This window comes from Paraburkholderia elongata (assembly GCF_013177735.1).
Taxonomy (GTDB): domain Bacteria; phylum Pseudomonadota; class Gammaproteobacteria; order Burkholderiales; family Burkholderiaceae; genus Paraburkholderia; species Paraburkholderia elongata.
Genome location: NZ_WOEZ01000055.1, coordinates 57,240 through 69,241, shown reverse-complemented (window position 1 = coordinate 69,241; position 12,002 = coordinate 57,240). Strand labels below are relative to the sequence as shown.

Genomic DNA, 12,002 nt, shown 5'->3' with positions numbered 1-12,002 from the left:
GGGAGCCAAAGCGGTACGCCGTCGTCCTCACAACAGATTGCATTGCACGCCGCCGCTGATCGAACAATGCGGCGCGATCGTGTCGTTGCCGCCTTCGATTTCGACGGCACCATCACCACGTCCGACAGCCTACGTGATTTTGTGCATTACACGGCCGGCAGTCCGCGATTGATCCGTGGCGCGGTTTGCGCGGCGCCATGGATGGCCGGCATGCTGATCGGCGCGTGCGACCGAGGTACCGCGAAAGCGCATTTTCTCGCAGCGACGATCGGCACCAGGACTCAGCGCGAACTGCAAGACATTGCACAGCAATACGTGGCTCAGAGATTGCCGAAGCTCATTCGCCCCGAAATGGTCGCGCGGGTCCAGGATCATAAGCGCCGTGGCCATCAACTCGTGCTTGTCAGCGCGTCTCCTGCGCTCTACCTGAAGGTCTGGGCTACGGCTGTGGGATTCGACTCGGTACTGGCAACCGAGCTCGAGTTTCATGACGATCGCTTTTCTGGTCACCTGGCTTCCCCGAATTGCTGGGGACCAGAAAAAGTGCGGAGACTGCAACAATGGTTCGACGGCGATCGCCCTCGTGTGCTCTATGCGTATGGCGATAGTCGAGGTGACAAGGAAATGCTCGCGCTTGCCGATCATGCGTGGCTGCGCGGCCACGGCGACATGCCCCCCATCGATGCATAGCGGACGGGATGGCGCGATCCTCAGAAGCGTTTGCATGTCAGCGTGCCCGTGTTGTTCGGGCGACGCTGCGCCGATTCTGCTGTCACGCCACGACGCGGACGTCTCCTTGAATTACTCCGTTGCGTGCGCGTGCATCACGTTGGTGTGCATCGACCACGCCATCCACGGACGGCGCAGTGCGACGATCGCGAGGAACGCGCAAGCCGCCAGTGCGCCGAAGGTCGCAAAGCCCATCTGATAGCTGCCCGTGCTTTCCTTAGCGATGCCCATCACAACCGGCAAATAGAAGCCGCCGATGCCGCCCGCGGCGCCGACGATGCCCGACATCAGCCCGGTGCGGCCGGCCCAACGATGCGGCACCAGCTGGAAGGTCGCGCCATTACCCAGACCAAAGGCCACGTACAGGCACAGCAGCAGCGCAATTCCGCCCAGTATCGACGGCATTGCGGCAGCGAAAACGAAGTCGCACAGCGAAATGATCGCGAGCAGGACGGTCAACGCGCGCACGCCGGACACCTTGTCGGCAATCAAGCCACCGAGCGGCCGCACAATCGCGCCAGTTGCGGCAAGCAGCGCCATGAACAGACCCGCGTCGATCTTCGACAACTGATACAGGTTGGTCAGCAGCAGCGAAACATACGACGACATGCCGACAAACCCACCGAACGTGATGCTGTAGACCAGCATGATCACCCACGTGTCGCGCTCGGCCAGCACCGCGCGATAGCGCTTGGGCAGCACCGCAATCGCCAGCAGCGCACCGATCACCGGCAACAGCAGCACACCCGTCTTACCCGAACCGAACACGCCCGCTTCGACCAGCAGCACGAGCACGATCAAACCGACTAGCGTTATTGCAAAGCTGCCGAACGCGCGCAGCACGCTGCCCGATTTGATACCGGAATCGTTGGCCCAGAAGTACAGCGTGATCGCAGCGATGGCGAGCAACGGCAGTGCGCCGGCGGTTGCCATTTGCCAGCCGTAATGCGTTGCCAGTTGCGGGAACAGGAAGCCGTCGAGCACCGCGCCGATGTTACCGGCAGCGGCAAGACCCAGCACCAGGCCCTGCACTTTCGGCGGATAGTTGCTGCCGGCCATCGGCAGCGCCACCGAAAAGCTTGCACCGCCCATTCCGAGGAACACGCCAAGCACCAGCAGCAAGGTGTACGACGGCACGAACGGCAACGACGGCAGCACGATCGTCGGCACCGCAGAGAGCATCACGCCCATCAGCGCGATGCGCTTGCCATGCGCCGATTGATAGAGGTTACCGAGCGTCACGCGCAGGATCGCTGCCGACAGAACCGGCACGGCGACCAGCAAACCTTGCTGCGCAGGCGTCATTGCGACGCTCTTGCTGATGAATGGCGCGAGCGGCCCGTATAGCACCCAGACGGTGAAGCCGGTATCGAAATAGAGAAAACACGCCACTAGCGCGCGCCAGTCTCCACTCTTAAGGGAGCTCATCACGTTTTTCATTAGGCATCCTTAAATATGCTGATTGTTTGCTAACCTGGTGCGCGGCGCTGGAACTTTGCGCTGAGGCACTGCGCACCGGAATGATCATGATGTTGAATACCGGTATGAACACGCAACCTTCATGCCATCCGGGCTCATCGTCTGAAGCTTGACTGCGTACTCTCTGAAATCGTGATGCCGTGTCTGTGCCGCCCGCTTCGAAAATCAATAAACGTCGCGTACGTAGCGCTTTTCTTGCGCTAAACGGTTCACATACTCAGCGGCCTTTTCTTCGCTCATGCCACCGTGCTGGGCGACCACATGCTTGAGCGTCGCGTCGACGTCTCTCGCCATCCGGCTTGCGTCGCCGCAGACGTAGAAATGCGCACCCTCTTCGAGCCATGCCCACAGTTGCGCACCCTGCTCGCGCATGCGGTCCTGCACATAGATCTTTTCCGTTTGATCGCGCGAGAAAGCGACGTCGAGCCGGGTCAGCACACCGCTGTCGCGCATCGCTTCAAGTTCGTCGCGATAGTAGAAATCGGTGGCCGCGTGTTGCTCGCCGAAGAACAGCCAATTGCGCCCCTTGTCACCGCGTGCACGCCGCTCGTGCAGAAAGCCGCGAAACGGTGCAACGCCGGTACCCGGACCGACCATGATGATCGGCGTGTCGAAAACATGAGGAGGCCGAAAGTGTGCGGATTGCTGCACGAATACCGGTACATTCACGTCGTTGGCGCGGTCGGCGAGAAACGTCGACGACACGCCCTTGCGATGACGGCGACCATTGCTGTAGCGAACCGCGGAAACCGTCAGATGAATTTCACCGGGATGCGCCTTCGGGCTCGATGCAATCGAATACAAACGCGGTTGCAGGCGCTTGAGCATGCCGGTCAATTCGGTTGCCGTCAGGTTGACGGGAAATTCGTGGAGTACGTCGGCGAGTTGTTGGCCCCACAACCATTGTTTGAGGTCGTGCTTGCGCTCTGCGGAGAGCAGATCGCGCAGTGCGCCGTTGTTGCTGCGTGCGGCAATGAACGCGAGCGCATCAGGGCTGGGACGCGCGATCTCGTAGTGTTTGCCGAGCGCGTCGGCGAGATGCATTTCACCCGCGCCGGACACGTTGACCGCAGCGTCGGCACTCAAACCGCTCAGGCTGATCAATTCGTCGACCAGTTCTGGACAATTGCTCGGCCATACGCCCAACGCATCGCCGGCTTCGTATTCGAGTCCCGAGTCGCCCATGCTCAAGGAGAAGTAGCGCGTATCCTTCGCTGCACCCCGCTTGTTCAGTTGCAGGTTCCTGACGAGCCGCGAGGCGGCCGGACGCGTTTTGGTCGCCACCGTGCCAGGCACCACGGCGTTGATCATGCCGCCCGGCGGCACCGCATGCAGCGCCGCATCTTCTTCCTTGATGCGCAAGATGATGCTTTCGAGCCACGCGTCAGCGTTCTCCTGATACTCGCTGTCGCAATCGACGCGATCCATCAAACGCAGCGCGCCAAGAGCTGTGAGACGTTCATCCAGACGGCGGCCGTGGCCGCAAAATTGATCGTAGTTGCGATCGCCCAGCGCGAGCACCGCGTAGCGCAGGCCTTCAAGACGAGGCGCTGCGGCGCTGGCCAATTGTGACCAGAAACTTTGCGCGTTATCGGGCGGATCGCCGTCACCGAAGGTGCTCGACATCAGCAGTACGTATTGCGCTTTCGCGAGTGCCGAAACCTGATAGTCCGCCATGCATGACGTGCGGATTTCGAAGCCCGACTCCATCAGACGCGTGGCATAACGTTCGGTCAGCGATTCGGTGTTGCTGGTTTGCGAGGCCCACAGCAAGGTCACTTTGGGTCGTACGCGCAAGATGCGCACACCGGATGCATGATGTGCCGCGTCGGAATGCGGCGTGGCGAGCGCACCTGCCGGCACGGCCGCATGGGCTCCGCTGCGGCTATAAAGTCCGGCCAGCAAACCGTCCACGTACAGGCGGTTCGTCGGATCAAACGGTGCGCCGGCCGGGAGGACCGGCACGCTGTCGATGCCCTGCCCTTCAGCCGAACGCAGGCCACTGACGAAACCACTCAGATACGCCCGCTCCGTTTCCGTGAACGAAGGCGCGGGTGTCTGTGGAAGCTGCAACAGGCTAGTCAGTGCATTGATGCGGGGCATTTCCAGTTCCTTGGTGTTCGCCGATATAGCACTTGCTGTCGCCGCGTCGACTTCAACGGCGGGCGCATCGGTGAGCGTCTCGTCGCCTGCATTCGAAACCGGCTCGATGGCGTCGACTGCAACCGGGCTCAGCGCGACCGCACAGAACTTGAGTTCGGGTTGCTGCGAGACCGGATCGATTGCATCACTGGTGACTGCGTTGATACACAGGTCGTCGCCGAAGACGTCGTTCCAGTGCATCGGCGCGAAGCAGTTCCCTGCTTGTACGCGCTCCGTGACGACCGCCGGCAACACGGCACGCCCGCGCCGCGAACGGATCTCGACCGGATCCTTGGGCTTGATGCCAAGCGTGGCGGCGTCTTCGGGATGAATCTCGACGAACGGACCCGGGTTCAGCTTGTTGAGCATCGGGACCTTGCCGGTCTTGGTCATGGTGTGCCATTGATGCTGCAAGCGGCCCGTATTCAACACGATCGGAAATTCCCGATCGGGCAATTCAGCCGGGGCTGCAAAAGCACGGGCGAAGAACACGCCTTTGCCGCTTGCGGTCGGAAACGCGAGCCGCGGACGGCTGCCGTCGAGCCGTTCCTTCAGCGTCTGGCTGACGCCGTCGTTGACATAGCGAATTGGGTTGCGGTCGGCAGCGTCGTCGGAAGCAAGCGGCCATTGCAGCGGTGTGTCCTTCAGCCGGCGATGGCTCGCGCCGCGCAGGTCGTAGCCGGTTTTCGGATTCGACGCGCGGGTGATTTCCGCGAAAACTTCTTCGGCGCTTGCATAGGTAAACGCATCGGCGAAACCCATTTCACAAGCGACGCGCGCAATGATCTGCCAGTCCGGCAGCGCGGCTCCTGGCGGCTCGATGCCCTTTTGCATCAGCGTCAGATTGCGCTCGGAGTTGATCATCACGCCTTCGGCCTCGGCCCATAGCGCGCCGGGCAACAGCACATCGGCGTAACGGTTGGTCTCGGTGTCGAGGAACGCATCCTGTGAAATCACGAGTTCGGCCGCGCTCAATCCAGCGATAGCGTTCTGACGGTTCGCGACGCTCGCCACCGGATTCGTGCAGATGATCCAGCACGCCTTGATCTCGCCCGCGGCCATGCGGCTGAACATATCGATCGTGCCGTTGCCGACGTGTGTCTTCAGCGTGCCCTTCGGGATGCCCCACAGGTCTTCGATAAACACGCGGTCTTCTTCGGCCAGCACCGAACGCTGCCCTGGCAAGCCGGGCCCCATGTAGCCCATTTCACGACCGCCCATTGCATTGGGCTGGCCGGTCAGTGAGAACGGTCCGCTGCCACGGCGACAGATCTTGCCCGTCGCCAGATGCAGATTGCAGATCGCGTTCGTGTGCCACGTGCCGTGCGTGCTCTGATTCAGGCCCATGGTCCAGCAGCTGATCCACTCCGGTGCGGCGCCGATCATTTGCGCGGCCTGGCGGATGTCTTCTATGGAAAGGCCCGTAATCGCCGACACTTTCTCCGGCGTATAGTCAGCGAGGAAAGCGGGCATTCCGTCCCAGCCTTCCGTGAATTCAGCGATAAAGGCCGCATCCGTGTGGCCGTTTTCGTGCAGCAAATGCAGCAAGCCGTTCAGCAACGCCAGATCGGTGCCGGGTTTGATCTGCAAAAAGAGATCGGCCTTATCAGCGGTCGTATTGCGGCGCGGATCGACCACGATCAGTTTCGCGCCGGCCTTCACGCGATCCATCATCCGCAGAAACAGAATCGGGTGACAGTCGGCCATATTCGCGCCGATCACGAAAAAGAGGTCGGCATGATCGATGTCTTCGTACGATCCCGGCGGCCCGTCCGCGCCGAGCGAGAGCTTGTAGCCACTGCCCGCGCTCGCCATGCAAAGACGCGAATTCGATTCGATGTTGTTGGTGCCGACGAAACCCTTGGCGAGCTTGTTGACGAGGTACTGGGCCTCGATCGACATCTGCCCGGACACATAGAACGACAGCGCGTCCGGTCCATGTGCGTCGAGCAGGCCGCGCAGACGTGCTGCCGTGTCGCTGATCGCCTGCGCCATCGGCAGCGGCGCCGGATCCTGGTCGCGTGCATAACGAACGAATGCGCCTTCCAGACGACCCGACTTGCGCAACGCGACGTGCGCCGACTGACCCTTCGTGCAGAGCCGTCCGAAGTTAGCCGGATGCTCTTTATCGCCGGCAATCTTCACGACCTGCCCGTCCTCGACGTGCAGCACCATGCCGCAGCCGACGCCGCAGTAGGGGCACACCGTTGTTACGCTATTGGAGGACATGGCAGGCAGCATCGTTCGAGGAGATTGAACAAAAAATCAGTGACTCACATCGCGACCCACACCTGCCCGCTTTCCACCCGCGCGGCGTACGCGCTGACGGAATACGCCGGTGTTTCGAGGCACTCGCCGGTGCGCAGATCGAAGTGATGCTTGTAGATCGGCGAGGCGACCACGAGGCGCTCGCCGAGATTGCCGATTAACCCGCGCGAGAGCACGGCCGCTTGCGAGCCCGGATCGTAGTTTTCGATCGCATACACGACGGTGTCCGCGTCGCCGTTGTCCACATGAAATACCGCCACTTGCTCGCCGTTGACGAGCGCGCACACGCCCGTGTTTGGGACGATCTCATCGAGCGGGCAAATCGGCGTCCAGGTGAGCGGAAGGCGGTCAAGGTTCATGACGGAAGTCCTCAGTGAATGACACAAAAAAGAATCAAACGGTTTCGACAACCACAGGAATCGAAGCGAGCTTCGAACGCCGCTCGGCCGTCGTCGCAGGCCGGATCTGGCCGCGTTCCTCGACGAAGGCGACATTGCTGTCCGGCTCGCCGCTGTTGACGAAGTGACGGAAGCGCTTGCGCGTTTCAGGATCGGTGACGGCCTTCTTCCATTCGCATTCGTAGGTGTCGACCACGTGCTGCATTTCCACTTCGAGCTCCGCGGCCACGCCCAGGTGATCGTTGACGACCACGTCGATCAGATACCCGAGGCCGCCTTCGAGGTTGTCGCGCCATACGCTGGTGCGTTGCAGACGGTCGGCCGTGCGCACGTAGAACATCAGGAAGCGGTCGATGTAGCGCACCAGCGTTTCCTTATCGAGATCCGAGGCGAGCAATTCGGCATGGCGTGGTTTCATGCCGCCGTTGCCGCAGACGTAGAGATTCCAGCCCTTCTCGGTGGCGATGATGCCCACGTCCTTGCCCTGCGCTTCCGCGCATTCGCGAGTGCAGCCGGATACGCCGAACTTGATCTTGTGCGGCGTACGCAGGCCCTTGTAGCGGTTCTCAAGCTCCACCGCGAGGCCCACCGAATCGCCGACGCCGTAGCGGCACCACGTCGAACCGACGCACGACTTAACGGTGCGCAGCGATTTGCCATACGCATGGCCGGACTCGAAACCGGCCGCGATCAGTTCTTCCCAGATGAACGGCAGTTGCTCGACCCGCGCGCCGAACAGGTCGACCCGCTGGCCGCCGGTGATCTTCGTGTACAGGCCGTATTTCTTCGCGACCTGACCGACCGCGATCAAGCCGTCAGGCGTCACTTCCCCACCTGCCATGCGTGGCACAACTGAATAGGTGCCATCGCGCTGGATGTTGGCGAGGTAATAATCGTTGGTGTCCTGCAGCGAGGCGTGCTCCTTCTTCAGCACGAATTCGTTCCAGCACGAGGCGAAGATGCTCGCCACGGCCGGCTTGCAGATGTCGCAGCCGAGGCCGTGTCCGTGCTTCGCCAGCAATTCGCCGAAGCTGCGCACGCCCTCTACGCGCACGATGTGATACAACTCCTGGCGCGAATACGGGAAGTGTTCGCACAAGTGGTTGTTGACCGCGAGGCCTTGCTTTTTCATCTCTGCTTTCATCACCTGCGTGACGAGCGGCACGCAGCCGCCGCACGAGGTGCCGGCCTGGGTCGCGCACTTCAGCGCGCCGATGTCGGTCGCGCCCGCGCAGACGGCGGCGCACAGGTCCCCCTTCGAGACGTTGTTGCACGAACAGATCTGCGCGCCGGCGGGCAATGCCTCAACGCCGAGCGCCGGCTTCGCCTGACCGTCGGACGACGGCAGGATCAGGAATTCAGGCGACTTCGGCAACTCGATCCGGTTCAGCATCATCTGCAGCAGCGTGCCGTATTCGCTCGCGTCGCCCACCATCACGCCGCCGAGCAGATACTTGCCGCACTCGGACACCACCAGCTTCTTGTAGACCTGCTTGCGTTCGTCGCTGAACTGATACGCGCGACTGCCGCGCGTGTTGCCGTGCGCGTCGCCGATGCTGGCAACGTCCACGCCCATCAGCTTCAACTTGGTGCTCATATCGGCGCCGGCGAATTCTGCCGAGTCGCCGAGCAGTTGCTTCGCCACCGTGCGCGCCATGTCATAACCGGGCGCAACGAGGCCGAACAGTTGGCCGTTCCACAGCGCACACTCGCCGATCGCGTAGATGTGCGGGTCGCTGGTGCGGCACGCGTTGTCGATCACGATGCCGCCGCGCTCGCCGAGCGCGAGGCCGCTCGCGCGGGCGAGATCGTCACGCGGACGAATGCCCGCGGAGAACACGATCATGTCGGTGTCGAGGAAGCTGCCGTCGGCGAATTGCATGCGGTGCGTGCCGTTCTCGCCATCGACAATCGCCGAGGTGTTCTTCTGCGTGTGGACCGTCACGCCGAGTTCCTCGATCTTGGTGCGCAGCACGCGGCCGCCGCCTTCATCCACCTGCACCGCCATCAGGCGCGGCGCGAATTCGACCACGTGCGTTTGCAGGCCCATGTCGCGCAATGCCTTCGCGCATTCGAGACCGAGCAGACCGCCGCCGACCACCGTGCCGGTCTTCGAGCGGGCGCCGCATTCCTGCATGGCTTCGAGGTCGTCGATGGTGCGATAGACGAAACAGTCGGCCCGCTCGCGGCCTTGCACGGGCGGCACGAACGGATAGGAGCCCGTGGCGAACACCAGCTTGTCATACGGTAACGTCTCACCGGTCGATACCGTCACGGTGCGCGCGTCGCGATCGATCGCCACTGCTTTTGCATTCAGCTTCAGCAAGACGTTCTGGCGTTCGAAGAAACCCGGCTCGACGAGCGACAGGTCGTCCGCCGTCTTGCCCGCGAAGAATTCGGACAGATGCACACGGTCGTATGCCGGCCGGGATTCTTCGCACAGCACAGTGATATCGAGGCCATGCGCCGCGTCTTGTGCCAGGCATTCGACCAGTTTGTGGCCGACCATCCCGTGACCGATAACGATGATTTTCATGACCGCGGTTCCTCAGTGTTCTGTGCTTGCTGTGCTTCGGTCGCTGACGTGTGGCATCTGGCGAAAGCGATTCCGGAAATAAAAACGGCGCCCCGCGAACCCAGTCGATGACTGAATTCGGGGGACGCCGTTGTCCTGACCTGTGCTGCAGCGAGTGCCATGTTGTTGCGCTCGCGCCGGATCCACGTTGATCCGATGGCAACGCTTAACGCAAGGCCCGTGCCAAGCGTGCGAAATGTGAGCTGCAGCGCCGTGGCGCGGGCCTTTGCGGCGAATTAGACGAGTGAGCGGCGAACGGAGCGTGAGTCACGAATTGATGCAGCAAAGCACAAGGATGGTGCGACGCAGCACTGTGCCCGTGCGAGCGACAGACGGCGAGCACACTATGCGTGTGCCGCCCTATGCGCCGATCCCGGCGTTCAGCTCAGTGCTGCCCTGAGCCCCAGCCTAATCACCAAAGCCCAATTCGGCTTCGACCGCTTGCCCGACGCGCAGCCACGTCCCGGCTCCACGCGCGACGACTGCATTGTTGCCGAACGTCAGTGCACCATTTCGCTGCGGATTCGCCCGGTAGAGGCTCATGGTGTCGGTGGGTTCGTTCGGCCAAGCGGGATCGGGCGCGCCCTTCGCCTGATCGATGGTCGGCATCGGACAGCGCGAGCACAGCTTGACCAGTTGCAATTGCACGGCCCGATCCTCTGCTCCGTCGATATTCAAACTCTCCACGTAATCCTCTTCGTACGCATCGAGCCCCGTCAACACGACATTGGGCCGAAACCGGTCGATCGGAATCGACGGTGCGCCCTTACTGTTCAGCCGCACATTCAGATCGTCGAGCGAGGCCTGGCCGATCACCAGCAGCGGAAAACCATCGGCGAAATGCGTGGTGGCGCCGCCGACGCTACCGGTGTACTCCGGATCGACAATCCGCTCGCGCTCGGGATTGAAGCGCAGAAGCCGCGCCGGCACGCCGAGAAACGCTGAAAACCATGCGGCGCTTTCTTCACCGGTGTCGAGCCCCTGGGCCGCGTCGCCCCAGACCTCGGTTTGCACCTTTTGCGGCGCGCCGAGTCCGGCGGCGTCGAGCGGCGTGCGCAGCTCGCTCAGGCCCGGCGCGCGGATCACGAGTTCATGTTCGCCGATCTCGACCTTGATCAGCGCCATGCGGGGATACGCGCGCTGCGTGAGCATCGCACCGCTCGGGTCCGTGACCATCCAGCATCGATCGTATTCGAGGCCGGTGGCGAGCAGGCGCGCTTCATTGAGCGCGATGCCGGCGCAGGATTTGATCGGATAGACGAAAAGTTCGCTGATGGTAGGCATGGTGTGCATGCGTGAGGAACACGCGATTTCCTGTGTCGATGCCCGATTGTAAAGCTTGGAAAGCTTGTAAAGCGCCGGCACGCGTTCGCGCTGCCGCTATGGCAGTTTCGCGGCCTGCGCCCGCGCAACCGCGCCGATTACTCCCAACCCTCCAGCCGCAGCGTTGCGCGCACGAGCCGCTGCTCTTCCTGTTCGATTTCCCGCAGGTTCGCGCATACGCTGGCGATATGATCGGCCGCGGCCTTGCGCGCCTGTTCGGGCAGCTTGCCGGTCACGGCGTTGTAGAGCCGTGCATGCTGACGATCGATCACACGTTTTTGCGGCTCGCGGTGATAGAGATTGTTCACCGAAGCGAAAACCGAACTCAACAGCAGATCGGTCAGCGTACTCAAGGTATGCACCAGCACCGGGTTATGCGAGGCCTCGCAAATCGCGAGGTGAAACGCATGATCGAGCCGCGCGTGGGTGGACGCGCTGGTCTCCTTGCCGTGCGCTGCGAGCATTTCCTCGTAGCGGCGCGTGATCAGCACGAAGTCGGCGGGCGTGCCGCGCAGCGCCGCAAGCCGTGCGGATTCCGCTTCGAGCAAGGCGCGTACTTCGAACAGATCGTAGAGCGTGCGCGGCTGCGAGCCGAGCAGATGCATCATCGGCGTGAGCGTGGGTTGCGCGGTGAGGCTGGCGACAAACGAGCCCTTGCCGTGCGAGGTCTCGATGATGCCGCGCGCCCGCAAGAGTTTGAGCCCCTCGCGCAGCGCCGTGCGCGATACGCCGAGCTTGTCGGTGAGGCGCCGCTCGGACGGCAGCGCCTGCCCCGTTTTCAGCACACCGTCGACGATCAATCGTTCGATACGCTCGGCGACAACGTCCGCCACCTGCCGCGAGCTTTCCTGATCCGCTGTTTGCATTGCAATTCCAACTGGTATGACCACTGTGAAATTCTAACACGCTGGAGTCGGATATGTCCTCCATGAGCCATTTATATCAAGGTGCTCAGCATATCGACTCCGAAATCATCAAATCAAAAACTGGTACGACCACTTACCGCACCCGTCGACAGCGCCCCCCATAGCCGCAACAATCCCGCCTGAGACACGCTCGCGCACCCGTGCCCACGGGTCTGACCACCA

At 62.1% G+C, this 12,002-nt stretch carries 7 protein-coding genes; 1 reads left to right on the top strand and 6 read right to left on the bottom strand.

Annotation, left to right across the window (positions count from 1 at the left end; all coding sequences use genetic code 11):
• The first annotated feature begins 66 nt into the window (after positions 1-66).
• Positions 67-690: an HAD family hydrolase gene (locus tag GNZ13_RS11945; protein ID WP_172163954.1), complete on the top strand. Its 624-nt coding sequence runs from the start codon at positions 67-69 to the stop codon at positions 688-690.
• Between the two features lie 111 nt (positions 691-801).
• Here GNZ13_RS11945 and GNZ13_RS11940 read toward each other — a convergent pair whose 3' ends face one another.
• From GNZ13_RS11940 to glcC, 6 genes are all read right to left on the bottom strand, one after another.
• Positions 802-2,169, bottom strand: coding sequence for an MFS transporter (locus GNZ13_RS11940; protein ID WP_172163951.1), 1,368 nt, complete (start codon positions 2,167-2,169; stop codon positions 802-804).
• 204 nt (positions 2,170-2,373) lie between these two features.
• Positions 2,374-6,579, bottom strand: coding sequence for a bifunctional nitrate reductase/sulfite reductase flavoprotein subunit alpha (locus GNZ13_RS11935; RefSeq protein ID WP_172163948.1), 4,206 nt, complete (start codon positions 6,577-6,579; stop codon positions 2,374-2,376).
• Positions 6,580-6,623: 44 nt separating this feature from the next.
• Entirely contained in the window at positions 6,624-6,977 is a 354-nt protein-coding gene (nirD, locus tag GNZ13_RS11930) for a nitrite reductase small subunit NirD (RefSeq protein ID WP_172163945.1), read from the bottom strand.
• Positions 6,978-7,011: 34 nt separating this feature from the next.
• Positions 7,012-9,552 (bottom strand): nitrite reductase large subunit NirB, encoded by a 2,541-nt coding sequence (nirB, locus tag GNZ13_RS11925; protein ID WP_172163942.1) that lies wholly within the window; start codon positions 9,550-9,552, stop codon positions 7,012-7,014.
• A 447-nt stretch (positions 9,553-9,999) separates the two neighbouring features.
• Positions 10,000-10,875, bottom strand: coding sequence for an MOSC domain-containing protein (locus GNZ13_RS11920; RefSeq protein ID WP_172163939.1), 876 nt, complete (start codon positions 10,873-10,875; stop codon positions 10,000-10,002).
• 137 nt (positions 10,876-11,012) lie between these two features.
• Positions 11,013-11,780: a transcriptional regulator GlcC gene (glcC, locus tag GNZ13_RS11915; protein ID WP_172163937.1), complete on the bottom strand. Its 768-nt coding sequence runs from the start codon at positions 11,778-11,780 to the stop codon at positions 11,013-11,015.
• Between the last annotated feature and the right edge of the window lie 222 nt (positions 11,781-12,002).

Bases quoted from the DNA above. Each gene is read 5' to 3' on its own strand.
- GNZ13_RS11945 (WP_172163954.1), top strand. From the start codon at position 67: ATGCGGCGCGATCGTGTCGTTGCCGCCTTCGATTTCGACGGCACCATC.
- GNZ13_RS11940 (WP_172163951.1), bottom strand. From the start codon at position 2,169: ATGAAAAACGTGATGAGCTCCCTTAAGAGTGGAGACTGGCGCGCGCTA.
- GNZ13_RS11935 (WP_172163948.1), bottom strand. From the start codon at position 6,579: ATGTCCTCCAATAGCGTAACAACGGTGTGCCCCTACTGCGGCGTCGGC.
- nirD (WP_172163945.1), bottom strand. From the start codon at position 6,977: ATGAACCTTGACCGCCTTCCGCTCACCTGGACGCCGATTTGCCCGCTC.
- nirB (WP_172163942.1), bottom strand. From the start codon at position 9,552: ATGAAAATCATCGTTATCGGTCACGGGATGGTCGGCCACAAACTGGTC.
- GNZ13_RS11920 (WP_172163939.1), bottom strand. From the start codon at position 10,875: ATGCCTACCATCAGCGAACTTTTCGTCTATCCGATCAAATCCTGCGCC.
- glcC (WP_172163937.1), bottom strand. From the start codon at position 11,780: ATGCAAACAGCGGATCAGGAAAGCTCGCGGCAGGTGGCGGACGTTGTC.